24 protein-coding genes are annotated in these 24,648 nt (G+C 70.5%); 16 read left to right on the top strand and 8 right to left on the bottom strand.

Features of this window, described 5'->3' with window-relative positions; translation table 11 throughout:
* Positions 1-83: 83 nt before the first annotated feature.
* On the bottom strand, positions 84-635 hold the full coding sequence (locus ACFRAV_RS04310) for a hypothetical protein (protein ID WP_382551520.1): 552 nt from the start codon (positions 633-635) through the stop codon (positions 84-86).
* Positions 626-1,171 (bottom strand): thioredoxin family protein, encoded by a 546-nt coding sequence (locus ACFRAV_RS04305; RefSeq protein WP_382551518.1) that lies wholly within the window; start codon positions 1,169-1,171, stop codon positions 626-628. The genes ACFRAV_RS04310 and ACFRAV_RS04305 overlap by 10 nt, the downstream gene beginning before the upstream one ends.
* Before the next feature lie 223 nt (positions 1,172-1,394).
* Between ACFRAV_RS04305 and ACFRAV_RS04300 the strand changes: the two genes are divergently transcribed.
* Positions 1,395-2,138: a VOC family protein gene (locus tag ACFRAV_RS04300; RefSeq protein WP_382551516.1), complete on the top strand. Its 744-nt coding sequence runs from the start codon at positions 1,395-1,397 to the stop codon at positions 2,136-2,138.
* A gap of 106 nt (positions 2,139-2,244) precedes the next feature.
* Here ACFRAV_RS04300 and ACFRAV_RS04295 read toward each other — a convergent pair whose 3' ends face one another.
* Positions 2,245-2,796, bottom strand: coding sequence for a TMEM175 family protein (locus ACFRAV_RS04295; RefSeq protein ID WP_382551514.1), 552 nt, complete (start codon positions 2,794-2,796; stop codon positions 2,245-2,247).
* A gap of 366 nt (positions 2,797-3,162) precedes the next feature.
* Here ACFRAV_RS04295 and ACFRAV_RS04290 point away from each other — a divergent pair, with 366 nt between their 5' ends.
* The 3 genes from ACFRAV_RS04290 to ACFRAV_RS04280 all read left to right on the top strand — a co-directional run bounded on the left by ACFRAV_RS04290 (position 3,163) and on the right by ACFRAV_RS04280 (position 4,705).
* Complete coding sequence (locus tag ACFRAV_RS04290) at positions 3,163-3,660, top strand: DUF1877 family protein (protein WP_382551512.1); 498 nt, start codon at positions 3,163-3,165, stop codon at positions 3,658-3,660.
* A gap of 151 nt (positions 3,661-3,811) precedes the next feature.
* A complete protein-coding gene (locus ACFRAV_RS04285) occupies positions 3,812-4,366 on the top strand; it encodes a hypothetical protein (RefSeq protein WP_382551510.1) in 555 nt (184 codons plus the stop codon).
* Between the two features lie 66 nt (positions 4,367-4,432).
* Positions 4,433-4,705, top strand: coding sequence for a hypothetical protein (locus ACFRAV_RS04280; protein WP_382551509.1), 273 nt, complete (start codon positions 4,433-4,435; stop codon positions 4,703-4,705).
* A gap of 197 nt (positions 4,706-4,902) precedes the next feature.
* Here ACFRAV_RS04280 and ACFRAV_RS04275 read toward each other — a convergent pair whose 3' ends face one another.
* Both ACFRAV_RS04275 and ACFRAV_RS04270 read right to left on the bottom strand, forming a co-directional pair.
* Positions 4,903-7,209 carry a glycoside hydrolase family 9 protein gene (locus tag ACFRAV_RS04275; protein ID WP_382551508.1) on the bottom strand — a complete coding sequence of 769 codons (2,307 nt, stop codon included), beginning with the start codon at positions 7,207-7,209 and terminating at the stop codon, positions 4,903-4,905.
* Positions 7,210-7,631: 422 nt separating this feature from the next.
* On the bottom strand, positions 7,632-8,600 hold the full coding sequence (locus ACFRAV_RS04270) for an acetylxylan esterase (protein ID WP_382551506.1): 969 nt from the start codon (positions 8,598-8,600) through the stop codon (positions 7,632-7,634).
* A 123-nt stretch (positions 8,601-8,723) separates the two neighbouring features.
* Between ACFRAV_RS04270 and ACFRAV_RS04265 the strand changes: the two genes are divergently transcribed.
* On the top strand, positions 8,724-9,227 hold the full coding sequence (locus ACFRAV_RS04265; protein ID WP_382551505.1) for a hypothetical protein: 504 nt from the start codon (positions 8,724-8,726) through the stop codon (positions 9,225-9,227).
* Positions 9,228-9,350: 123 nt separating this feature from the next.
* On the opposite strand, the gene ACFRAV_RS04260 is transcribed toward ACFRAV_RS04265, so the two are convergent.
* Positions 9,351-9,875, bottom strand: a complete 525-nt coding sequence (locus ACFRAV_RS04260) for a hypothetical protein (protein WP_382551503.1) — start codon at positions 9,873-9,875, stop codon at positions 9,351-9,353.
* Between the two features lie 210 nt (positions 9,876-10,085).
* Between ACFRAV_RS04260 and ACFRAV_RS04255 the strand changes: the two genes are divergently transcribed.
* Together ACFRAV_RS04255 and ACFRAV_RS04250 are read left to right on the top strand one after the other, a co-directional pair.
* Positions 10,086-11,363 (top strand): M20 family metallopeptidase, encoded by a 1,278-nt coding sequence (locus ACFRAV_RS04255; protein WP_382551501.1) that lies wholly within the window; start codon positions 10,086-10,088, stop codon positions 11,361-11,363.
* Between the two features lie 406 nt (positions 11,364-11,769).
* Positions 11,770-13,779 (top strand): SpoIIE family protein phosphatase, encoded by a 2,010-nt coding sequence (locus ACFRAV_RS04250; protein ID WP_382551500.1) that lies wholly within the window; start codon positions 11,770-11,772, stop codon positions 13,777-13,779.
* Positions 13,780-13,961: 182 nt separating this feature from the next.
* Here ACFRAV_RS04250 and ACFRAV_RS04245 read toward each other — a convergent pair whose 3' ends face one another.
* Entirely contained in the window at positions 13,962-14,435 is a 474-nt protein-coding gene (locus ACFRAV_RS04245; protein WP_382551498.1) for a hypothetical protein, read from the bottom strand.
* Positions 14,436-14,734: 299 nt separating this feature from the next.
* Between ACFRAV_RS04245 and ACFRAV_RS04240 the strand changes: the two genes are divergently transcribed.
* From ACFRAV_RS04240 to ACFRAV_RS04220, 5 genes are read left to right on the top strand one after another with little or no spacing between them, the layout of a single operon-like run.
* Complete coding sequence (locus ACFRAV_RS04240; RefSeq protein WP_382551496.1) at positions 14,735-15,073, top strand: PadR family transcriptional regulator; 339 nt, start codon at positions 14,735-14,737, stop codon at positions 15,071-15,073.
* Positions 15,070-15,966, top strand: coding sequence for a DUF5808 domain-containing protein (locus ACFRAV_RS04235; RefSeq protein WP_382551494.1), 897 nt, complete (start codon positions 15,070-15,072; stop codon positions 15,964-15,966). The genes ACFRAV_RS04240 and ACFRAV_RS04235 overlap by 4 nt, the downstream gene beginning before the upstream one ends.
* Positions 15,963-16,265: a hypothetical protein gene (locus ACFRAV_RS04230; protein ID WP_382551492.1), complete on the top strand. Its 303-nt coding sequence runs from the start codon at positions 15,963-15,965 to the stop codon at positions 16,263-16,265. The genes ACFRAV_RS04235 and ACFRAV_RS04230 overlap by 4 nt, the downstream gene beginning before the upstream one ends.
* Entirely contained in the window at positions 16,262-17,188 is a 927-nt protein-coding gene (locus tag ACFRAV_RS04225) for an ATP-binding cassette domain-containing protein (RefSeq protein WP_382551491.1), read from the top strand. The genes ACFRAV_RS04230 and ACFRAV_RS04225 overlap by 4 nt, the downstream gene beginning before the upstream one ends.
* Entirely contained in the window at positions 17,185-17,958 is a 774-nt protein-coding gene (locus ACFRAV_RS04220; RefSeq protein ID WP_382551489.1) for an ABC transporter permease, read from the top strand. Before ACFRAV_RS04225 ends, ACFRAV_RS04220 begins: the two co-directional genes overlap by 4 nt.
* A gap of 241 nt (positions 17,959-18,199) precedes the next feature.
* Here ACFRAV_RS04220 and ACFRAV_RS04215 read toward each other — a convergent pair whose 3' ends face one another.
* Positions 18,200-19,153 (bottom strand): DUF5937 family protein, encoded by a 954-nt coding sequence (locus tag ACFRAV_RS04215; protein WP_382551487.1) that lies wholly within the window; start codon positions 19,151-19,153, stop codon positions 18,200-18,202.
* Positions 19,154-19,284: 131 nt separating this feature from the next.
* On the opposite strand from ACFRAV_RS04215, the gene ACFRAV_RS04210 reads away from it, so the two are divergent.
* The 4 genes from ACFRAV_RS04210 to ACFRAV_RS04195 all read left to right on the top strand — a co-directional run bounded on the left by ACFRAV_RS04210 (position 19,285) and on the right by ACFRAV_RS04195 (position 24,517).
* Positions 19,285-20,574, top strand: coding sequence for an MFS transporter (locus ACFRAV_RS04210; protein ID WP_382551486.1), 1,290 nt, complete (start codon positions 19,285-19,287; stop codon positions 20,572-20,574).
* A 212-nt stretch (positions 20,575-20,786) separates the two neighbouring features.
* Positions 20,787-21,209 (top strand): GNAT family acetyltransferase, encoded by a 423-nt coding sequence (locus ACFRAV_RS04205; RefSeq protein WP_382551485.1) that lies wholly within the window; start codon positions 20,787-20,789, stop codon positions 21,207-21,209.
* Positions 21,210-22,226: 1,017 nt separating this feature from the next.
* A complete protein-coding gene (locus tag ACFRAV_RS04200; RefSeq protein WP_382551484.1) occupies positions 22,227-22,469 on the top strand; it encodes a hypothetical protein in 243 nt (80 codons plus the stop codon).
* 557 nt (positions 22,470-23,026) lie between these two features.
* Positions 23,027-24,517 carry a hypothetical protein gene (locus ACFRAV_RS04195; protein WP_382551483.1) on the top strand — a complete coding sequence of 497 codons (1,491 nt, stop codon included), beginning with the start codon at positions 23,027-23,029 and terminating at the stop codon, positions 24,515-24,517.
* Positions 24,518-24,648 lie beyond the last annotated feature (131 nt).

Raw genomic sequence — 24,648 nt, 5'->3', positions numbered from 1 at the left:
CGACGCGACAGCCCCCGTCCCGTTCCGCTGTACGCGCGCTGCCGCCGGTCCGGCCGGAAGGTCAGGTGACCCCCCGACGGCCCTCAGCCCCTCCTGCTCAGTGGCAGGGTCACCGCACGGTCCCGGACCGGCGGCAGACATCCCGCGCTTTCACTGCACGCCCCGTACGTGAGGAACACCCGTGTGCTGTCGCCGCCTTCGGCCCGCCGCACGGGAAGTTCGAGAGTCACCGGGCCGTCGTCGTAGACCGGCAGGGCGACGTCGAGTCCGGCCGGGCGCAGCATCCGTTCCTTCGCGTCGGTGCCGGCCGGCCCCGTCGCCCGCAGGCCGCCCTCGGTGCGGATCCGGGTCGGGACGCCGATCCCGTCGACCCCGTCGTCAGGCAGGTCGAGGCTGTAGAGGTGGAACCCGGCCTGCCGAGGCCTCAGTTCCGCCAGGAGCCGCGAACCGCCGTCGTCGCGGGACTCCACCCGGACCGTCACGCGCACGCCTCCGGCCGTGAAGGAAGCGGCGTGCGGTGTCCTCGCCGGCTGCGCGGAGGCCGTGCAGCCGGCGAGAACCGCAGCAACGACCGCCACCGCCGTGCCCGTACCGACACCCGTGCGGCGCGCCTGGAGCCGGACGGCTACGCCCATCGCTTCAAGAACTCCTCGACCTGCGCGGCCGACATGCCCCGGGCGTTGGCGAACTCGCCCTGGTTCGTCGCCACCTTCACCCGGCCGGACGTGGCGTCCAGGACGGCCAGTGCTGGTATGCCGCTGGTCCCCAGGTCGACATAGCGTTCGGCGACCTCCAGGTTGTTGTCGAACTCGCCGACGTCCACCTTCACCACGTGGTACCCGGCCAGCAGCGCGGAGGGCCCGGGCTCCTCGAACCGGGCGCCCAGGACGCGACAGTCGAGGCACCAGTCGGCTCCGAAGTCGACGAGCACCGGGCGGCCGTCCTTCTTCGCCGCCTTCAAGGCAGCCGCGATGTCACCCGCGGCGTCCGCCTTCGGGTCGTAGTCAGGGGCGTCCTCCGCCTCGGACGGGGCCTGCTCGGTCGTGGCCGGCGCAGCCACGACGTCGACACCGGCCTCCCGGGGTTCCGCGTCCCCACCGGCGCAACCACCGAGCGAGGGCAGGGCGAGCACGGTCAGCGCCAGTGCCGTGGGAAGCAGGGGACGTCTCACGCGAATCCTCTTCGTTGCATGTCTGTTCATGGTCAAGAAGCCGCAGTGTCGCACACCGAAGATCCGGCCCACCTCCCAGATCCGGCCCGTGCCGAGCCGTCGACCGCGCCGAGCCTCTCAGTTCGTACGGGAGCAACCCCGCTACGCACCACACGCGCGGCATCTCCAGGCACGCCGAGTGCCGCCTGGTGCGCCCGGCCCCACAGCTGCGATCATCCACCACGTGACCGCGACCGCACCGAGCTGGCTGACGCTCTTCCTCGACATACCCCATGCGAACCACCAGTCAGCATGCGGCTTCTGGCAGGCAGCCACAGGCTACGAGCTGTCCTCCCTCCGGGGGGAGGACGAGGAATTCGCGACGCTGATCCCGCCATGCGGAGACGCGCACCTACGAGTGCAGAGAACGAGGGCCGAACACTTCTCGGCCCACCTGGATCTCCACGTCGCCGACCTCGACGCCGCCACCGACAGCGCGGTGCGGGCCGGCGCCGACGTCGTCGCGCAACCGGGCCACGTCGTCATGCGGTCCCCGGCCGGGCTCCTCTTCTGCCTCGTGCGCGGCCATGACGAGACGACGCCCGCCTCATCCGGCGACCGGGGCACTCACCGCTCCTTCACCGACCAGCTCACCATCGACGTCGCGCACGACGCCTGGGACCGAGAGAAGACCTTCTGGTCCGACCTCACCGGCTGGACCGTCACCCAGTCGGCCCGTCCCGAGTTCGCCCGCCTGCACACGCCGCCGTCGCTGCCCGTCCGGGTCCTCCTGCAACGCCGCGACGAGGGTGGAACGTCGGGTCATCTCGACATCGCCACGGACAACCGCTCCGCCGAAGTCGAACGGCTCATCCGCCTCGGAGCCACCCAGCTCGGCCACGGGCCCACATGGACGGTGATGACAGGCCCCGACGCCAGCGTCTTCTGCGTCACCGACCGAACGCCTGCCACCGGGCTCCTGTCCTGAGCACGGCGACGACGACGAGCAGAAGCCGGCCGGCGGCTCCGGCGGGGCAGCCGGAACAGTTGGGTGGCTTCGGTGCGGGGCGCGCCCATGCCCCGCCGGTCCTCGGTCAGGACCGGGAGGCCCGCGACGCGCGGGTGGCGTGCCGGTGCGCCAGCACGGTCAGAGGCACCGAGGCGATCCAGCTGTAGACGGCCGCCACCGGCGCGAACTGGGCGATGCCGACGGAGAGAAGGAAGACGCACGCCTGTGCGGGAAAGGCCGGGAAAGGCCCTCGGCGCTCCGGTCCTCGCGCGATGCGCACGGCCATCAGGTACAGCACGAGGGCGGCCGTGCCGATGACCGCGCCGTACAGGCCAGGTCCGAGCGGCTGCTGACCGTAGTCGGCCAGCACCCTCGTCGGAAAGGGGATCAAGGAGACCAGCGCCAGGAAGGCGACGTTGCACCAGAAGAGCGAGGTGTCGATCCACTCCGCGTCACGCAGCACCATGTGGTGGGCCCGCCAGAACATGGCGATCACGACAGCGCTCAGCAGGAACGTCCCCACCTGCCCCGTCACGTCGTCGAGCGCGTCCGCCAGGGCCTGCCCTTGAAGCCCGTCGGGCACGTCGATGTCGAGCACCAGCAGCGTCATGGCGATCGCCACCACGCCGTCGCTCAACGCGAGAATCCTGTGCTTCGGCAGACGCATCTGCTCCGAAGGGGCGGCTGCGTGCCGGTGGCCCGTATCCATCGTCCTGTCGTAGCACCACCCGAGCGCGACACTCCGGCACCCGTCCACCGGACCGCGCACGTGTCGTCGCCCCAGGTTCCGGACCAGGCACGCTCCGTGGATGCGTGCCGGTCCGCAGTGCTCGACCTCGACGACACGGGCGCTCGGGTGTCCGAAGGCGTCCCGGCAGGGGCGGCGTCCTGGCTGGGACGGCGTCCTGGCATCAGGCGACGGGCATCCCGCCGTCAGTGCTCGCGCGTAGGTTCTCCCCGTTCGGCCCGGCGGACGGGCCGCAGAAAGGGGAGGACTGTCGCTGTGAGCATCCACATGCACATGCGCGCCGTCGCGGAATCCGAGATCCGGTACGACCACACCTGGCTTGCAGCGTTCATGTGGGAGGCGTGGGAGAACCACCCCGACGAGTACGCGAGGGGCATCGCCGAGTCGATCGAAAAGATCTGGGACTCCGTCAATGACCTCTACGCCGCTGCCGCTGTCCTCGATGCGGGTGCCGACGACTCCTGGGAGCTGCCGGTCTACGGTGGGCGGCCAGTGGTCCATAGCGCCGACGCCGACCCCTCCAGCCCGCCCCTGGGAATTCTCGAGCCGCCTGAGGTCTCGCAGGCCGCAGGCTTCCTGGCTCGTGTCTCGTTCGACGAGCTGTGGAACGCCACCGGTGCCGGGCTCGTCTGGGCAGGCTGGGACGAAGCACAGGTCAGACAGGAGTTCCTCGACCACCACGAGGGACTCCTAAGGTTCTACGGGCGGGCGGCCACGGCGGGCCACGCGGTGGTCAGGGCGGTATGGGCTTGAGACGTGGCCCATCCCGGGCACAGCCATGCGACGAGGGAGACGCATGAGATCCACCATGCCGAGGGCCGTGCCCACGGCGAGAAGGGACAGGCCACGTGACCACGCGAACAACAGGTGCACAGATCCGACTCAGCGATGCGACACTGCCCCCATGACCAGGCCGGACCTCACCGAACTCGACTATCTGCGGGAGATCGAACGACTCGCCAAGGCAGTTGCCTCCGCAGCCGCCGACGAGCAGTGGTACGCCTGCGACACCGAAGCTGAGGGACCGCTCCAACGCAGTGTCAACGCTCTGGGACGGGCCCTGCTGCACTATCACTTCCCCCTGGACGGTTGCTTGCAGGAGGAGGAAGACCGTCCACAGGTTCCTCTCGCCGCCGTGGCCGTCATACGTCCCGGGGCCATGCCCGTCGGCACCGAGGAGACCTACGCGCATGCCTGTGCTCGACTGGGAGTGGAAGCCCGCCCTGAGGGGTGGGCGCTGTGGGAGACCTGGGTCGAGGGAAAGCTGAAGGTCACCATGGTCGTATCCGCCGTGGACACCACCGAGGGCCTGCTCACCAACTGGGCCAAGGGCAGAGACCTGCTCCCCGTCATGCCGTTGCCCTCTCAGATCGCACAGGTCCACGCCGGCTGGACCGGCTGGGCATCCATCTTTTCCCCCTACGGCAAGAAGAAGCTCGGCCTCAGCGGACAGCCGTGATCCACAGGCCCCCAGCAGACGGATGATCCCGACCTCATTGTCAGTGGCGGCTGTCAGGCTGAGCGAATGGACCGTGATGACGAGCAGTTGCTGCGCCGCCGGGTCTACGGCGCAGACCACGACCGGCCCGGCCCGCGATCCGACCGGCGCTACGCGCAACTCGTCGGCGGGCCGCTGGACGGGCTGCTGCTCGACGTCACCGGCCGGACGCCCGACGAAGCCGGTACCGACGTCGCCCTGGCCACCGAGTTGGGGAGGTTCGGCCTGGGCGGCAGGTCCCTGTACGCCCCGCGCCCATCGGATCCGGACCGCTTCGACTGGACGGGTGACATTCCCTGACCGGTCCCGGGCGCGCGGTTGCCGCCGATGGTCGGCATGGACCGGCTCGGGTCCGATGAGTGCTCGGGCGGGCAGGCGGGCGCTAGGGGCGCCCTCCACACCGAGCCGCAGACGCTCCCGTAGTCCGACACCAGAGCCACGGGAGGTCGCTCCGCCTCGTCGCCAGGCCCGGCCGTGTTACGGCCGACCCCAGCGGCTTATCCGCAGGTCTTTCCGTTGAGGGCGAATGCCTTGGCACCCACGGGCGTTCCGGTGCCCTGGAAGCCGAACGAGGCGCTGCCGCCCGCCGGGATGGTGCCGTTGTGCGCCGCGTTGGTGACGGTGACGTCGGCCCCGGACTGCGTGGCAGTGGCGTTCCAGGCGCTGGTGACCCGTTCACTGCCCTGGAAGGTGAAGCCCAGCTTCCAGCCGCCGGTGATCGCCGTCGTCCCGGTGTTCTTCACCGCGACGTCAGCGGTGAAGCCGCTGCCCCAGCTGCTGGTGACCTTGTACGTCACCGAGCACGGACCGGTCGACGTCGGGGTGGGTGTCGACGTCGGGGTGGGTGTCGGTGTCGGGGTCGGGGTGGGTGTCGGCGTGGGGGTCGGCGTCGGACCGGGCGTGGGCGTCGTCCCGTCCGGCGTCGTACCCCACTGCCTGACCGCACCCTCCATCAGCACGATGTTCGCCGCATCGACGGGCGTGCTGCCCGAGGCGGTGGGGACGCCCTGGTAGGACCAGTCGTTCGCCGGGTTCCACGCGCCGGCGGAGGCGATCCGGAACTGGACCTCCTTGCGGTAGGCCGACTGGCCCGCCGGGGCGATCACCGTGTCCGAGCAGTCCACCGTCACGTAGTAGACGTTGTCCTTGAACTGCGTGGGCCCGCTGAGCTTGCCGCACTGGTTGTAATTGGTCGTGAGGGTGATCTGGGCGGGAGTGACGCCGTCCTCGAGAGTGAAGTAGTACCGCAGCGACGCGTCGTTCAGCGCCCGCGCGGGCCAGGCCGACTTGTTGACCAGGTACGCCTTGATCTCGGTGAAGCTGGAACCGGTGGCGTTCACCGAGGCCTGCACGGACATCTCGGGCCCGTCCGGCTTCTCCGCCTGCGGGAAGCTCGCGAGCGGCGCGCCGCCGTACTCCGCATAGAGGCGGGCCAGCGCACCGGTGAACGCCGCGTTGTAGTCGGTGGCGACCTCGTTGTTGGTGTAGTTGGACCGGTCGTCGGTGTAGGCGTCGTCCGCGGCGCTCGGACCGCCGACCAGCGCCCCGTACAGCACGTGCCGGCTCTCGACCGGGTTGGTGATCTGGTCGGTCCAGGAGCCGTGAGCGGTGCGATGGTGCGGCTTGGTGGGAGCGTTGGTGCCGAAGCCGACGACGTAGCTGGACTTGCGCGGGTTGTCACCGAGCGCGTAGTTGATCTGCCGGACGGCGAAGTCGTGGTAGCGCTGCTTGCGTTCGCTGTCGCCGGTCAGCCAGTCGGAGTACGAGAGGGCCACGAACGCGGTGTTGGCCGCATACCGCAGCGATCCCCAGCTGTCGAGGACGGCCTGTCCGCCGGGCGAGTACTTCACCTTCTGGCCGTTCACCCCGCTCGTCCACCAGTCGAGCCAGCGGTTGGCGTCGTCGACGTACCGCTGCTTGCCGGTCAGCTTGGCGAGCATCACGTAGGAGCCGTACGACGTGTCGTCCCAGGAGATCGTCCACCGGTAGGAGCGGGTGGTGGTCTGCGGCTCGGTGGAGAGGTTGTCGTAGTGCGTCTCGGCCTTGGTCAGGTACGAGGCGTCGCCCGTGGCCTTGTGCAGCCAGATCGCGCCCCACACCAACTCGTCGTTGTAGCCGCTCCAGGACTTGTAGTACGACTGCGCGTCGGTGATGCAGTCGCTGTACTTGCCCCGATAGGTGTCGGCGAAGGTGTAGAGCTGCTTGGCGTGGGTGAGCAGCTTGTCCGCGTACGCCGGGTCCGAGTCGCGGAAGACGATGGAGGACGCCGCCATGGCGGCCGCGGTCTCGCCCGCGAGGTCGGAGCCGGGGCAGGAGGCATCGATCTTGTGTGCGGGCCGGGCCATCGGCATGACCTCGGCCGGGCCCCACCACTTGTGGTCGTCCGCGCCGTTGCCTACCTGGCCGTAGAGGACGTTCGGCGAGGGGTGCGCCTTGACGAAGTAGTCGTTGACGAAACGCAGGTTGTCGCGCAGGTGCTCGAGCTGGCCGGAGGAGGCGTAGGCGGCCTTCTGCTCGATGCCGCCCCAGGCGAGCATCGTCGCGGAGTACGCCATGGGCAGTCCGAACTTGACGTGGTCGCCGGCGTCGTACCAGCCACCGGTGAGGTCGAGACCCGCGTCCTTGCCGTCGTCCAGGCCAGAGTCCCCACGCCAGCCGACGCGGTTGAAATCGGGCAGCCGGCCGGACTGCTGGGCCTCGTAGAACAACAGCGACTTCTGCAGCGCCTCACCGTAGGCGAAGGCGGGCGCTGCGGAGGCGGAGGTCGAGGCCGACAGAGGTAACAGAGCGCCGGCGAGAAGCACTCCGACGAGGGCTGTCAGCCCCGCGCGAGGCCCGGTTACGGCCGAGGAGCGGAGTCCTCGTCTACGGCGGAACACGTGGGGGAGGCGCAACGGAACGACCCTTCCGACGTCGGTGGGGCGGGCGGCGGGCCAGGCTCCGGCCTGCCCAAGGAAAGTGGAGTCCCACCCCCAGGGATGAGGAGGCAGGACCTTCGTGCGACCGTGCGGCTGGCGATGGGAGCGCTCCCATCGCTCCCGTTCATGAAGCCAGCAGGGCCCGCACCTGTCAACAGCGGTCACACAACCTGATGCGCCCGCTGCACGCACCGCTGCCCCATGGGCGCCGTCATGGCGGTCAGCAGCAGCACCGCAGGGCCGTTCAGGGAGCACTACGCCAGCTCCCAGCGTCTGTTCCTGCCGTGCCCGCGCCCGCGTTCGCAACGTCAGGCGTATCGCCGAAGCCAGCGCAGCCTCGCCGCATCCTGATAGGGGCCACCGCCCTCGTGATCGTTGAACTCGTAGACCTCGATGGTCTTGTCTGAGCCGGCCCAGGCGTTGAACGCCGCGAAAACGGTCGACGGAGGACAGGTTTGGTCCTCCAACGCCGCCGAGAAGAGCGCGGCCGCGCGGCCACGGGCGGCGAAGTGGACGGCGTCGAAGTAGGACAGCGTACGCAGGACCTCCTCGGTGCGGCCCCGGTGCGTCCTGAGGTAGAGGCCCACCTCACGGTACGGGTGCCGGTCCGTCAGCGTCGTGGCACGGGGGTAGTCGCACAGGAACGGCACGTCCGGCGACACGGCGACCAGGTCCGACACCAGGCCGCCCACGGCGATGCTGATTCCGCCGCCCTGGCTCGTGCCGAGTGCCACAGTCCGCGACGCGTCCGTCAGCGGGTGCGAGCGAGCAGCCTCCACCGCGCGTACGGCATCGGTGAACACACGCCGGTAGTAGTAGTTCTCCGGGGCGTCGATGCCCCGGGTCATGAAACCGGGGTACGCCGGAGCGCTTCCCACCGGGTCGGCGGTCCCGCCTCCGCCGCCCCAGCCGCTGCCCTGTCCTCGGGTGTCCATCACGAAGTGCGCCCGACCGCTGGAGGCCCAGAGGAGGTCCTCGTGAGGAAGGCCGCGTCCACCGCCGTACCCCTTGAACTCCACCACCAGCGGCACCGGTTCCTCGATGGTGACCGGGAGGCGCAGCCAGCCCTTGACCGGGTGACCTCCGTACCCGGCGAACGTCACGTCGTACACCGCGATCGTCGACAGTCCTGCGTCGACCGGTTCGAACCGGGCGGCCAGGTCGAAGACCCGTGCCTCCTGAAGCGTCGTGGCCCAGAAGGCGTCGAAGTCCCCAGGGGCGACCGAATCGCTGTGATACTCCCGCAGTTCCTCGATGGAGAGGTCGAACAAGGCCACGGAGAACCGCCTTCCGTCGATGTCACGAGCGATCACACCGTACGGGATGTGCGTACGGCCCACCTCCACAACTCGTGGGCCATCTCGCGATCCCGCGCCCGGAGTGGCCGTGTCTGCGGGGTCGTGCCGCTGGAGGGCCTCATCGAGGACGCCCTGACTCCCGACGGACCGCTGACCCCGTTCCTCGCCGTCTCCCGGCGGCTGCCGCAGGTGCCTCGCCACGCCACGGAGAACCGGCCGGCGCGAACGCCGGGTCGACCCGCGCCCTGCACGAAACCGTTCCCGTCTTCGAAGGGCGCGAGGACCTGGTACGGCAACGCCAGACCGTCATCGCCGCCAACCCCGAACTCCAGGGAACGCGAACTGGCCAAACCCGCACTCGCGGCCACCCTCACCCAGGCATTGCGTGAACGCGGTCTGGATTCCACCACAGCAGCGCTCGCCGCGGAAATCGGGATCGCCGCGTTCAAGGTCGCTTACGAACGCTGGGTCAACGACCCCGTCCAACCCACCCTCGCCCAGCACATGCGGGAAACCCTGGACACGGCCAGGCACCTCACCACGCCGGCCGAACATGCCGCCGCGACCGACAACGTGAGCTGCACGGACCTGGAGGGAGCGACATGATGCGGGAGGCACCCTGGCAAGGAGCCGGCGGGCTCTCCGCCCTCGCCGTCTCTGTAGGGGTCGCACAGCTCGCGGCCTCGAGGACGGTTCGTGTGCTTGCGCCCGCCGTGAGACCTCTTCGGTTCAGTGCCGGAGAGAACAGTCATCCGCTGCCAGGTGCAGGTGCAGGTGCTGCAGGGCTTCCAGTTCGGTGGTGGGGAAGGCGTGCCGTCGCCACTTCTGGAGGTAGCCGTCCTCGCCGTGGGTTCGCCGCACCTTCTCGGCAGCCATCAGGACCGCGTGTGCCAGGTGGGTGCGAGGACGTGTGGACGTCCACTCGAGGGTGCCCATCCCGTCCGGTGTGCCGAAGCTCGTCGACATGTCCGGGAAGCGACGGATCGTGATGTGCACCTCGCTGTTCCGGCGACGAAGAATCCAGCGCGCCTCCGCCGGTTCGAGATCGAACGAGAACCGCTGGATGCCGTGGGGGCCGTAGAGGCCCGTCACGCCTTTCAACAAATCGGCGAGCGCGTCCGTGCAGTAGCTGACGTGGTCCCGGTGCTTCGTCGAGCCGTCCCAGATTCGGTACGTCGCCCAACCAGAACCGCTCAGTTCCCAGCTGAAATGCAAAGACCCCGTCACCGAATCCCCCTGATGGTTTGCAGACAACGCTACAGCGATACGGAAAGCGGCCGACCGCAGGCGAGGTCCCTTCCCGTTCCGCTCCCGGTGGAGAGGGGCTGTCAGCGTTCGAGGCGGCGGGGTTGGTGGTGCGGGTACCCCCACCCCGACCCGGGGGTTGATCGGCTGGGCAGCGCCCCGCGAGTGCGGCGATCGTGTCTTCGGAGAGAAGAACACCTGAGCCGAAGGAGCAAAGCGATGAACCCTCCCGAGCAGCGCGCTCTCGCACGCCGCACGTTACTGGCCGGCGCGGCAGCCGGTGTGGGATCCGTGTGGATGGGTGCGGGGAAGGCCGCCGCGGACCGGGGGAGAGGACCGGTGACGCAGGCGGCGGTGGCCGCGGAGGTGGCGCGGATCGAGCGGAGGCTGATCGCGCTGCGCCGGGATCTGCACCGGAACCCCGAGGCGCCGGGGCAGGAGCGGCGTACGGCCGCCGTGGTGGCCCGGGAACTGCGGGCTGCGGGACTGACCGTGACCACCGGGGTGGGCGGTCACGGAGTCGTCGGTGTCCTGCGGGGCTCCGGGCCCGGCAGGACCGTCGCCTACCGTGCGGACATGGACGCGGTCCCGCCCACGGACATCGTCGGGACAGGTCCTGCCGTGGACCACGTCTGCGGCCACGACCTCCACACCGCGGTCGCCGTCGGCGTCGCCGCGGTCCTGGCGCGGCTGCGCGAACACGTGAGCGGGACGGTGGTCTTCATCTTCCAGCCCGCGGAGGAGACCCTGTCCGGCGCCCGCGCGGTGATCGACACCGGCCTGCTGGAGCGGCTGGAGGTCGAGGAGATCCACGCCCTGCACTGCGGGCCTTTCCCGGTCGGCCAATTCGCCGTGCTTCCCGGCTACGGAATGCCCGGCCAGGACAAGGCGGAGGTGACCCTCTCCGGTCCGAACGCGGCTGACGCCGCACGGGCACTGGCCGCCGACATCGGATCCCTCGCCACCGTGACGCCACCGCAGAGCCCGGCGGAACTGGAGCGCCTCGTCAAGGACGCCCTCACCCCCGATGGACCGCTGACCCGGTTCCTCGCCGTCCGGGCAGTGGCGCAGGGGACCCAGGTGAACGTGTCGTACCGCTGCTGGCCGCAGGAGCGATACGTGGAGGTGCGCGAGGCGATCCGCCGGGCGGCGGCACCGCACGCGGGAGCGGTGGCCCGCTTTCCCTCCGAGCCGTTCCCGGCCCTGCTCTGCCCGGAGCGCGAGACCCGGATGCTCGCCCGCCACCTGCGCCGCACGCTCGGGCGGGACACGGTCGTCACCCTCCACGCCGCGTTCCCGCCCTTCAGCGGCGAGGACTTCGCCCTCTACCTGGACCGCCTGCCGGGCACCTACACGTTCCTCGGTGTCCGGGCTCCGGGCGCCGCCATCACCACGAGCTACCCGCACTTCCCCGACTTCTCCCCGCACGAGCAGGCCATCGGCACGGGCGTCCGGGCGATGGCGGGATGGATCGCGGAACGCACCCGCAAGGGGTGACATCCCGCCCAGCCGACCCTGCGTCCGCGCCGACCGGTCCCCCTTGCGGCAGGCGGCCCTCGCGCGGCACCGGCCGCCGGCCCTGGGTCCGGTGAAGAGGCATCGCACGTGCTCCGCGGCCGCGCCCGACGCGGCCGAGCCCACGGGCGCGGATGATCGCCGCTCGGCGGCAACCCGCCACCCGCACTCACTCGAACGACGCAGGCCGGGTCGTCGGGACCGCGGCGCACGGGCGATGCTGGCGTGGTGCGAAGCCGCACCCCGGCCTGGGACGTGGGCGCGGGAAAAGAAGTAGGGCGAGGTCCTCGAAACCTTCGGCGGAAGCGGAGCACGCGGTGATGGCGCTGATCCGGCGGGCCCCCGACCGGTCGGACGTCCGGCCGTCACGGGGCAGCACAGAACGGTCGTGAGTCCGGTGGAGCCCCTGGACGTGCGGCTCTTCGACGAGACTGTGGCGGCCGTCGCCCTGTTCACCGGCCCGGAGCACCGGCTGGTCTATCAGAACCGGGCCTGCGCCCGACTGCTCGGCGCCCGCCCCCTCGGACTTCCCGCACGGGAGGCGTTCCCCGAAGCGGATGCCGACACCTTCATGGCCGTGCTGGACGAGGTCGTCGCCACGGGGCGGCCCCGTCGCCTCCCCGAGGCACGCGATCCCGATCCCGACGCCCCGGAACAGGCGCGGTTCTTCGTCTACTCCTGCACGCCCGTCACCACCGCCGAAGGACCGGGGGCGATGGTCGTCGCACTGGACACCACGGCCGAGATCGTGGCTCTCGAGCGCTACCAGGCGGTGGCGTCGGCGGTTTCTCAGATGGTGTGGGTACTGCGCCCGGACGGATCCGCGGAGGAGATCGTCCCCGGCTGGCAGGAGCTGACCGGGGAGGCGTGGCACGGTTGGATGGACAGCCGCTTCACCGCCTACGTCCACCCCCGCGACCGCGATCGGCTCGAGCAGGACCGGCGCCTGTTGCTGGCCGACGAACCCCCGCGCGTCATCGAGACCGCCTTCAGGGTACGGACCGCCGACGGTTCCTACCGCCACGTGGCGACCCGATCGGTGCCCATCACACGTGGCGGCCGCGCCACGGAATGGATCGCCGCCACAGACGATGTCGAGGACAGATGGAACGCGGCGCTGCGTGAACATCTCCTCGCGCACCTCGCGGAGGTGTCCGGCGGCACTCTCGACGAGGTCTTCGAGGCGGTCGGGCACGTCATCGTCCCGGAACTCGCAGACGCCTGCCTGATCATGCTGCTGACCGGCGAGGAGTGGCCGCCACCTGAGAACACCGCCGTCACGGCCCGGCCGGCCGCCTCGGCGACCCGCCGCGACCTGTCACCGCCGCCTCCCCTGCCGGAGGGCGAGGTCGTCATCGGCGCCACCGCCCGCGCGGTCCTGGACAGCCGCACCCCTCGCACCATCCACCTCACCGTGGGAGGACGGGTGCCACCCGGTCTGGTCCCGGCAGCCATCGAACACTGGCTCTCCGACGCGGACGCCACCAGCGTGACGATCTACCCGCTGACAGCCGACGGCATCGTCCTCGGCTACGCCCTCACCAGCGCGAACGGCGACTCACCCGCCCCCGGGCCGACCGACACCGAACTGCTGCGCATGGTCTTCCACGACGTCGAACCACCCCTGCGCAAGACTCTCGACCTCCAGCGGGCACGTCGCACCGCCCTGCGCCTCCAGCGCGCCCACCTCACCGACCCGCCGGCCGTTCCCGGCGCGAGCCTCGCCGCGAACTACCAGCCGGCCAGCTCCGCCAACGAGATCGGCGGCGACTGGTACGACGCCGTCGTCCACTCCGACGACACCCTCGTCCTCGACATCGGGGACGTAGCCGGACACGACCTGACCGCGGCCACCGCCATGGCACAGCTGCGCAGCATGCTCCGCGGCCTCGCCTGGAGCAACGGCCCCACCTGCAAGCCGTCCACCATCCTGTCCATGCTCGAGGACGCCGCCGAAGGACTCGACATCGCCTCCTTCGCCACCGCCGTCCACGCCCGCCTGCGCCGGACCCCGAACGGTGGGTGGGGGTTCACCTGGTCCAATGCGGGCCACCCGCCACCCCTCCTCCTCCCGGCCCGCGAGAACCCCCGCTTCCTCACCGGAGACGACCAGGACCCTCCGCTGTGCGCCCTGCCCGGCATGCCCCGCACCAGCCACACCCACCAGCTCGCCCCCGGCGACACCGTCCTGCTCTACACCGACGGCCTCATCGAGAGACCTGCGGCGTCCCTCGACGAAGGCCAGCAGAGCCTCCTGTCCGCTGTCGCGCTCCACCGCGACAGCCCCCTGCCCGAACTGCTGCGGCGGCTGCAGGACCTCTCCGACAAGCGCGACGACACGGCCCTGCTCGCGTTCCGCGTCGATCCAGACAGCTCCGGCAAGGAAACCGCCGGCTAGGACGCCGCACGGCCCTCGTCCACGCCGCCGCCCTCCGCCACCCGGCGTCCTGATGTCCCGGCAGGCAGGTCCCCACCCCGACCCACCGCTTCGGGCGCGGCTCGCGCCACCGAACGTCGCGGGAGCCGTCCACAAGCCGGACCAATCGAAAGTGCATCGGCGGGCGACCACCACGGCGGTTGTCAGCGGACGTGGTGGCGGGCCGCGATCGCCTGGGCGCGTAGGCGGCAGGCGTACCAGGCGGTGGCCCCGCACACGCCGATGTACAGCACCACGGCCTGGACGGCGAACGCGGCGTAGTCGAACTCCCACGGGTGGCCGCCCGCCCCGGCGACGGACGCGGGAGCGTCACGGACGTAGGGGTGGAACACGGCGACGAGGCCACCCAGCGCCTGGGCCCCCGCGTACAGCACGACCAGCTCGCCGAGGACCCGCAGACAAGCGCGGTGATCGTCACGCCGCATCCGTGCCACCGCGTGCCGGGCGCGCCCCGGCAGCCAATCCGGGCCGGCCGGGGCCGCCCTCGCGCACACCTCGGGCACGTACACCACGGCGGCCACCAGCGCGGCGGCCAGCGCGAGCCACACCGCCGCGGCCGTCGCCTCGCCGCCGCCCTCGTAACGACTGCGACCCCAGGGCAACAGAAAGACGCCCAACAGGGGGAGTTGGGCGACGAGTGCGGCGGCCCATGTGCGGCCCAGGACCGCTGCGCGAGGCACGGGGAAGCGGGGGAGTGGCTTGGGCGATGTCGTCATGCCTCGAGGTAATCAGGGTCGCGGGCACGCAGCCATGGGCGCGGCACCACCCCCCGGGGTGGTGCCGGCACCACCATCGCGGGTCCGCCCGACGTCAGGATGACCCGGCTCGAGGCCGCGTGCGCCGAAGAAGGAAGCGGGGCGGCCCCTCGTACCGGCCGCCGGCGCGGCGGCTACTATGTAATGCAAGGATGTATGTCATGCCAACAAGTGATCGTGCCCGCCAGCTGCGCAAAGGGGTGCTCGAACTCGCGATCCTCGCCGTGCTGGACCGCGAGGAGTGCTACGCGATCGAGATCATCGGGCGACTCGACGCGCACCCAGCGCTCGCTGCGTCGCCGGGGACGGTGTACCCGCTGCTCGCCCGGCTCGACAAGGCAGGGCTGGTGGTCACCCGGTGGGTGGAGGCCGCAGGAGGGCCACCGCGTAAGTACTACCGGCTCACCCCCGAGGGCAGCGCTTCCCTCCGGGAGGGCGCCGAGGCGTGGGCCGAGATGAGCCGGGCCCTTTCCGAGATTTTTCGAGGAGGAGAGCGATGAGCCGCACCTACCTGCACGCCGTACGCGAACACTTGGGACGGCTCACCGCGGCCGACCGCCGACGTGCGCTGGTCGCACTGGAGGCGCAGCTCGACGAGTTCCAGGAGGCCGGCCTCGATCCCGCCGCGGTCCTCGGGAGCCCGGCGGAGTACGCGGCTCAGCTGGTGGAGGCGCTGTCCGAGGATCACCCGGCGGGTGAAGCGCGGTGGAGAGTCCTCGGGCTCCCCGTCGAGACGCGTGGGCCGGTGAACGCCGAGGTCCGCTCGCGTGTCTGGGATCCTGCCGACCCGAGACTCGTCGTGCCCCGTCTGTTCGGGCTGGGGTGGAGTCTCAACCTCGGGGCGTTCGCCGTGCGGCTCGGCCTCATCCGCCCCGACGACATGGGCCACGACGTGCTGGAGGGCGTCCCCGCCCGGAATCTGCGGCTGGCACGCTCCGTACCGCTGGTGATCGCCGGTGCGACCGCGGCCGCCACGGCGTTCACATGGCGCAGTCTGCCCCGGACCGTCGCGTCCGGTTTCGGCCTGGGCGGACGGGCGCGGGGCCGGGCGTCGCGCACGTCGATCCTGGGCATGGTGGCGATCGGCGCGGTGCCCGCACTCTGGTCGCAGCGCCCGGCCGTGGCGACCGAGGAGGCACTCGTGCGGGCCGCCACCGCGACGTCCCTCGCTGTGATCTCGGCAAGCGTGGTCGCCGCGACCGTGGCGGACGCCCGTCACGCGGGCGACCGCTGGGGCCTTCTCACCGCCGGCGCCGTGCCCGTCGCCGCGCTCGCCTCGATGGGCGTTGTGCTCCTGCCCCTGCGAGCCGGCCTCCGGCAGGCCTGGCGCACTCCGCCCTCCGCCGTCCCGGCCGGCGACACGCCGACGAACAAGGATCAGGAACCCCGATGAACGCCGACCTGTCGTCCATACCTACGCCCGTACTGATCGCCCTCGGCGTCCTCCTGCTCCTGCACCTCGCTCTCGTCGTCCTCTGCCTCGTCCTGCTGGCCCGCACGTCGGCCGACCGACTCGTGTTCGGACGGAAGTGGCCGTGGGTGCTCATCGTCGTGGGCGTCAACCTCATCGGTTCGGTCCTTTTCCTGGCGCTCTCCCGGCGCCCTTGTGCGGTCGAGGAACAGATGCCCGACACCGAACCGGCCGGTGCCGAGCGAGTTGTGCGCAGTCTCTACGGAGGGGACCGGGGATGACGGCCGCCATCGACATCCGTGGCCTCGTGAAGACCTACGGCCGCCACCGGGCACTCGACGGTCTGGACCTTCGGGTGGAGGAGGGGTCGGTCTTCGGTTTCCTCGGCGCGAACGGAGCCGGGAAGACGACGACGCTGCGCACCGTCCTCGCTCTCGCCCGCCCGACCGCCGGCACGGTGAACGTCTTCGGCCACGCACCGGGCAGCGCGGCGGCACGTGAACTCGTCGGCTTCTGCCCCGACGTGCCTGGTTTTCTCCCATGGATGACCGCCCGCGACGTGCTGGAGACCACCGCGAGCCTGTTCCGGCTGTCGCCCGGAACCACTCGTCGCCGGGTGGGCGAGCTGCTCGATCTCGCAGGGCTGAAGGACACTCGGGTGCGGGTGGGCGGGTACTCGCGCGGGATGCGGCAGCGGCTCGGTCTCGCCCAGGCGCTCGTCAACAGTCCGCGGCTGCTGCTGCTGGACGAGCCGACCTCAGCGCTCGATCCGCTCGGCCGCCGGATGGCGCTCGACCTGATCACCGCACTGCGCGGACACGCCACCGTGTTCTTCTCCACCCACCTGCTGCCCGACGTGGAGCGGGTGTGCGACAGCGTGGCGATCGTCCATCAGGGCAAGGTGGCGGCGAACGGCACCCTCGACGAGGTGCGTGCCGCGCTGGGAGGCGCCAAGCACCGCGTGCTTGTCACGGTCGACGATCGCGACCGGCTCCGTGCCGCGCTCGCGGGACGGCCATGGATCGTCACGGTCGCTGATTCGGATACGCCCGACGAGCTGGCACTGTCAGTGACCGACATCAGGGAGGCGTCACTGCGCCTACCCGCCGAGATCGCCGCCCTCGGCCTGCGACTGCACCGGCTCGAACCACGCGAGGCGAGCCTCGAGGACATCTTCATCGACACGGTGGGAGGCCCCCGATGAGCGCCGCCGTACCGCTGCTGCGCCTGCGCATGCGGGAGATCATCCGCACCTGGCGCCTCTGGCTCCTCCCCGGCGTGCTGGTCCTCCTCGCGGTCACCTCACCGCTCCTCGCACGGTTCACCAACGACCTCCTCGCCGCCGCCCTTGGACCGGGGGCGGAAAAGGCCCTCGCGTTGGCCGATCCGACCTCCGCGGACGCCTACGCGCAATGGACGAAGAACCTCACACAGCTCGTGGTGTTCGTCGTGATCGTCATGGCGGCAGGTGCGATCAACTCCGAGGTCCGCTCCGGATACGCGGCCCTGCTGCTCGTGAAACCCGCGAGCCGCAGCGCCTACGTCCTCACCCATGCGGCGGCGCTCATCGGCTTCATCAGCCTGGCCGCGTTCGTCAGCACCGGGGCCGGATGGCTCGCCACCCTGGCGTTCTTCGGCGAAGCGGGCCCCGGGCCCATCTTCGCAGCAACCGCTGTCTGGGTAGTGCTCGCCGCGGTGCTCGTGGGTGCCTCCCTCCTCGCCTCGGCGACGGTCGACGCCGCCGCGGGAGCGGCCGGAATAGGGATCGGCGCCTACTTCGTTCTCGTGACCCTCGGCGCCATCCCGTGCCTTACGGAGTACACCCCGGCCGGACTCATCCCGCTCATCGGCGCGATCGCCACCGGCACGCAGGAGGCGGGCCCCACGCTCTGGTGGCCGATCGGCACCGGCGTGCTGCTCGCCGCGGCCCTGCTGGCCGTGACGACGTCCGTGTTCCGACGGCGGGACCTGTGACCAGGGATATGCACGCCGACCGTCCTGGTCCACCCCGGCGCACGTCGGTCGCCGCTGAAGACGAGATACCGGTGGGCCTTGCGCTCGACGCGAGCGGTCAGCGTAAGGATGGCGTGCACCGCCTCGGCTTCATCGGCGGCTGAGGCGTCCGCCAAGGCCCGCAATTCAGGGATGAGGACTTTGAGCTGCGATCGGTTGCACACGATGTCGTCGCAAGGAGCGCCCCTGGGACGGTCGGTCCCTATTGACCGGACAGTGCTTCGCCCAGATCACTGCGGTAGTACAGGACGCTCCGTCCATGGCGCGCGCGGTTGAGCAGCCCGCCCCGTTCAAGGACACGGAGGTGCTGGTTCACCGCGGAGGTGGTGACACCCAGGCGCAGAGCCAGCTCGGTCGACGAAGCCGGCTCACCGAGAGCCGCCAGGAGGGCGGCGCGGGTTGTGCCGAGCAGGTCACGTACCGCGCCGGCGTCCGGGCGCTCAGCCGTCGACCACATGGCGCCCTGACCGCGAGCGGGATACACGATCGTCGGTGGCAAATCCTCGTCGAGCGGGGTGGAGGCGCGCGCCACGAACATGGAGGGCACGAGTGTCATTCCCTCGCCGTGTACCGGGCGGACGCGTGGTGCGGGACTGCTCAGGCGTACGTCGAGGTGCCGGCCGTCGAAGGTGACCGCGCTCGACAGGCCGCCGAGCATCGTGCCGATGCCGGCCTGGGAGGCGATGCGGCTCTGGTAGGTGATGTCCGCCTGCATCACGGCCCGCATGCGATGCCAGTACGGGACGAAACAAAGCTCCCACGCCGAGGCGAGTGCCGAGCGGATGCGGCTGACGACCTGGTCGTGTGGTCCGCGGAACACCGGCGGAACGGCACCGTGCACGCGCGTGAGGTCTCCTTGGAGCCTCTCCGGCGTGATGCGCGCGAGGTCGTCGAGTTCGTCGTCGAAGGCAGTCAGGGGTGACTTCGGCCGCGGATTGACGAAGTCGGCGACCCGTCGACTGTCATTGACGAGTGCGAGCAGCACCTCGGAGTCGAGGAGCGGACGGACAGCAGCGATGCGTTGCAGCCAGGGGCGCTGGAGAGGGAGTGCGTCGGGGACGCGCAGCGCTCGCAGCCCGAGTCCGAGCTCAGTGAGCGGTGAGATGCCGAACCGCACCGCAGAGACGTCCGCGGACTGCAGTACGTAGCGAATCATGAAGCATTATTCTACATCTGTTGGCCGCAAGGCCGCGTGCTGCCAGAAATGGTCAGGTGACAACCACCGCTCTTCCCGCCGTCCTCATGCGCGCACTTGTCCGTAGGGACACGGCGCTCAGACTTCTGCTCGTGGTCGCCTTCGTGGACGCGGGGGGCCGCGGAGCATTCTTCGCGCTGACGTCGCTGTACCTGACCACCGTCGTGGGCATCCCGGTCACGGCGGTGGGACTCGCTCTCACGTTCGCCGGCGGAGTCGGCCTGCTCAGCTCACTGGCCTTCGGGCACCTCGCCGACCGGTGGAGCGCCCGGAAGATGCTGCTCGCGTTGCATCTCCTGCAGGGATGCGCCCTCGAGGCGTACATCGTCGTTCGTGACCTGCCGTCCCTGGCGGCGGTCGCCTCCTTGGTCATGCTCGCCCAGCAGGGAAACTCCTCTGTGCGGTCCGCCGCCGTGGGCAGAGCCTTCCTGGGTGACGAACGCGTGAGGATCCGCGCGACGATGCGGACGGTGACGAACCTCGGGATGGCCGTGGGCACGTCGGTCGCAGCGATCCCCCTCGCGGTCGGAACCGGGCACGCCTACCGGATCACGATGGCGGTGGCCGGTGCGCTCTTCCTCGCGTCGGCGCTCATGCTCACACGCTTGCCCGCGCACCGCGTGGACGCCCGCCGCTTCGCGGTGACCGACACCCGTGACACCGCCCGCCCGGCCACCCCCGGACGGCCGCCGCACCGGAACATGCCCTTCCTCGCGGTGACGGCGCTCAGTGGAGTGTTCGGGATCCAGTTCGGCCTTTTCGAGGTGGCCATGCCTATGTGGGTCGTCGGGCACACCCAGGCACCGGACGTGCTGGTCTCACTCCTGCTGCTCGTGAACACCGGCGTCGTCATCGCACTGCAGATCCCGATGAGCCGCACAACCGCTGATGTGCGCGGCGCGAGCCGGACGATGGCACGGGCCGGGCGGCTGATGGCCGGCGCGTGTGTCCTGTGGGCCGCAGCGGGATGGGCCCCGCCCACGGCAGCGGTGGCCGTCCTCCTGGCCGCGGCGCTCGTCCACTCGCTCGCCGAGATCGCATCGAGCGCGGCAGGGTGGGTTCTGAGCTTCGAACTGGCCGACCCGGAGCGGACAGGCGCCTACCAAGGCGTGTACCAGACGGGGTACGCACTGGGCGCAATGGCCGCACCAGCGGTAGTCACGCTCACGGTGATCGACCTGGGCACGCCGGGATGGGCCCTCCTCGCGCTCGTGTTCCTCGCCTCGGCATCCGGGATCGCCATGATCGCCCGCCGAGCTGCCGAGGCAAGGGAGCCCAACACGGCGACGCACCAGTGCAAGCGTTCGGCGGCCTCACCCGACACAAGCCCACCTCGCCGGAGCGGGCCTGCGTTCGCCACCGCCGAAACGAGCAATCAGTAAGACGTTTCGCCGCAGCCGTCACTTTCCGTGCCGGTGCCGCCCGCAGCTCGCGGCGCGGCACCAGGCGCACACGTCATACGGCTCATGCGGCGCGTCACCGAACACCCTCCCGGTCGTCGCAGTCACCACGCACGGCCGAAGGGTCAGGGCGGCGCCGGCCTGAGCATCAACGATCCGATCATGCAAAGAAGAATGACGAAGGAGCAGGTGCGATGACGATCCGACCGTTCGAGGACTCAGACACCGATGCGGTGGTGACGCTGTGGGAGAAAGCAGGGCTGACGCGGCCGTGGAACAGCCCCTGGGCGGACGTGCGGCGCAAGCAATCGGTGCAGCCGGAGATGTTCTTCGTGGCCGAGGACGACGGCCGCATCGTCGGCACGGTGATGGCCGGCTACGACGGCCATCGCGGATGGATCAACTACCTAGCGGTCAGCGACGATCGCAGGGGGACCGGCCTGGGCCGCGCGCTCGTCGAGCAGGCAGAGGCAGCGCTGGCAGCACTGGAGTGCCCAAAGGTGCAACTGCAGGTCCGCCTCGACAACATCGGCGTCATCGATTTCTACGAGCGCCTGGGCTACGCACCCTACGAGGCAATCAGCCTCGGCAAACGCCTGATCAGCGATGTCGACTGAGCAGCCGCATCCGACGCAGGGCCGGAGACAGACGGCCGCGGAGGGCTGCGGCCAGATCGCAGCGAGCGGCTGTTCCCACTGTCACGCCGCCTGTCACGTCTTCCGCGGACAGGGCGCCGACCTGCACTGACATCCACCCGGCGCGGATTGGTCCGAACGAGGTGACAGCTGCACCGGTGCCCGCGGCGGAAGACGTCGCCGCACCGGTGGCCCAAGCGCCCCGGGGCCTCCACGCCCGCCGCCGGGCCCGGCTCCGCCTCCGCATCGCCCGCGCCGACGTCATCAAGCAGGCGGCGCGTACGCGACGCTGCTCCACCTCGTACGAGTGGTGGAGCTCTGGAAGGGCCTCAGGAGGCCGCGGCGGCCGCCTACCGGCTGCGGGGCTCGACGGCGACAACTACCAGACGCTGGAGGGCATGATCGGGGGTGACATGGACGCCATCCAGCGGTTCAGCGAGTGCTACGCCCCTTTCTGGCCGATGCGGGCCAGCTCCTTGCCCGTACGCGTCGACGTCGTGCCCTCGCTGCTCGGGCGGTACTTCGGTGTCGACGAAGGGGTGCGGCGGCGACCACGCGAGGAGCAGGTCCGGTTCGTTCAGTGCGAGCGTGGCGAGCTGGAGGTGGCTGTCCCTGATGGCCTGCTCATTGGCCGTGAGCGAAGCCGGCGTTGTGCTCTGGCAAGATGGCCTCGGCCCCCTTGCGATCCACGGAGTGCAGGCGACCCGACGCTACGAAGACCAACGAGTTCGCCGCTCCTTCGATGCCTCGCCGGCCGGCCGGGTGGGGGCACGCTGGACGACGAGCGCTCGCACCTGGTGACGACGAAGGACCCGGCGCCGGCCCAGGTCACAGCCAAGCTGCTGGGCGCGCGCGTGCAGGTCGGTGTCCGGAGGGCCGATCGTCTACCTCACCCCCTGAGGCGACGGGTTGCGCGAAGTTGGAGCGGGCGTCCGCGCGCCCCGTTAGCCTCCTCCTCTGGGCACGAGACCATAGGCGAGCCACCCGGGGGTTGACGGCATGACCGATCGCGATTTCGTCGCCTTCATCCTGGGTGCCCTCATCGGTGGGATCGGCATCTTCTTGTGGACTTCGGGCCACGAGATTGGCGCCGTCGCCGTGGTGGTGCTCCTGGGCTCCCATCTGTGGGACTGGATGGATGAGCCGGACCACGGCCAGAAACGGCCCGTGCTGACCGTCTTCGGTGAGGCCGCCGGAATCGTCGGCTGCGGCATCGCTCTCCTCGAGTTCCTGAACCGCTGACCACCGGGCCACGCTAAGGGCCCCGTTGCCTCCCCAGCAAGCGACGGGGCCCTCCTGCTGCGTGCGGGGGCTCAGGTCAGGGGTGCAGCCCGCGGCCGTCAGGGCCTGCGTGCTTGTGGCCTTCTCCGCCTCGCTGAACGGGTGGGAGGAGCCCGCTCGGTACGGGGGGCGTAGGCGAAGAGCACGATTGGGCCGCGCGTCTTTGGGGCCTGCTCCGTCCGGGCCGGCTGACCGCGAGCCTGCCGCTCCTCGCACAGCCCGAGTGAGCAATGCAGATGATGCAGCAGCGGCGTCCCGGCGTCCGGCCCTCGTTGTCCCGCGCTGCCGATGTTCTGCTGATTGCTGCCGGTACCAGGAAGAGAAGAGCCTGATGCCGCGCAGAACCTGACCGCGCCTGGCCGACTGTCCGGAGGGCGCCCCGGATCCCACAACCGGTATATCGCCGCCGCTTGTTGGAGGCTGCGGGTAGGGTAGGCGCGCCCACGTTGAACGCGTTCAATTCTGCGCGTTCGTGTGTCCATGGGGCGTCCTACCCATTCATGACAGGGAGCTTTTCGTTGCGCAGAGCAGCCATGGCGGGAGCGGTCCTCACCGCTTCCCTGACCGTCACCCTCACCCCGGCGCCGTCGTCCGCCGCCGCTCCTTTCAAGGGGGCCAACACCGCGACCGTGCGGGACGACTTCAACGGTGACGGGTACCGAGATCTGGCCGTCGGTGCTCCGTCCGCCGCCGCCGGCACGGTGGAGGCGGCCGGCGCGGTCGTCGTGCTGTACGGCTCCGCGTCCTCGGTGAACACCACCCGCCGCACGGTCATCACCCAGGCTTCGACCGGAATCCCCGGCGCTGCCGAGGCCTACGACGACTTCGGCAGGACGGTGGCCGCCGCCGACCTCGATCGCGACGGCTACGCCGACCTTCTCGTCAGTGCCCCCGGCGAGGACGTCGACGGCGCGGGCGAGTCCCGGGGCTCGGTGACCGTGGTGTGGGGCGGCCCCAGTGGACTTGCCGGCGGCGCGACGATCACCCCACCCACCGGCTACGGGGAGGGCAGAACCGCCTGCCGCTTCGGAATGTCGATCGCCACCGGTGATATGAACGGCGACGGTGCCCCGGAGGTCGGCATCGGCTCCGGCTGCACCACCGCCAACTACAGCGGCCCCTTCACCCGCATCGGCCAAGCCGCCGACAATTACGGCGAGTGGCGGGCGAACGCCCGCGGTGTGGTGATGGGCGACGTGAGCGGCGACGGCAGGGCCGAGCGCTTCTACCTGGCGGGCCCCACCGACGGTGACATCCGCGGACCGGTGAAGTTGGACGTGGGTGCCCTCGACCCCGACAACCCACTCGCCCATTACCCCATCGAGCTGCCGCTCGCGGACGGTCACGCGGGGGAGATCGGCGATATCAACGGTGACGGTTACGGCGACCTCGTCACCGGCGTCGCCGGCGACGACTCCTACTTCAACGCGCCCACCCCCGCCGCTCACCAGGGCGGCGAGATCCAGGTCCTGTACGGCAGCGCCCACGGCATCACCGCCGACCAGAAGCCGCAGGTCTTCCACCAGGCCACCACGGACGTCCCCGGCGCCGCGGAGTGGGGGGACTTTTTCGGCCAGTCCCTGTCCGTCGGCGACGTCGATGCCGACGGCTACGACGACGTCCTGGTCGGCGCCCCCGGCGAGGCCGTCGGCGCGCTCGCCTCGGCAGGCAGCGCCGTCCTGCTGCACGGCTCCGCCTCCGGCCTGACGACGGCGGGGGCAGTGGGCTACACCCAGGACACCGCAGGCATCCCCGGCACCGCGGAGGCCGGTGACGACTTCGGTGCCACGGTCCACCTCATCGATCTCGACAAGGACGGTAAGGCCGAAACCGTCGCCGGGGTCCCCGGCGAGAACTCCGACGGCTGTGTCTGGGTCGCCGGGGGCTCCGCCTCCGGCCCCGTCCTGGACGGCTCGGGCAACCTGTGCGGCAGCAGCGCCGGCATCACCGTCAAGGGAACCGTCGGCCACTTCGGAGCCGCCCTCACCAGCACCCACATAGAGTCCTGATCAGAGATGACACCGTCGGGGGGGGGGGGGGGCCCCCCCCCCGCCCCCCCCCCCCCGCCCCCCCCCCCCCCCCCCCCCCCCCCAACCGCACACCCCCCCCCCCCCCCACACAAAAAAGCGACACAACAACA

It is taken from the genome of Streptomyces sp. NPDC056600 (assembly GCF_042792855.1).
Lineage (GTDB): Bacteria > Actinomycetota > Actinomycetes > Streptomycetales > Streptomycetaceae > Streptomyces.
The sequence above is the reverse complement of the archived record's forward strand: the minus strand, read 5'-3'. Positions and strand labels throughout refer to the sequence as shown.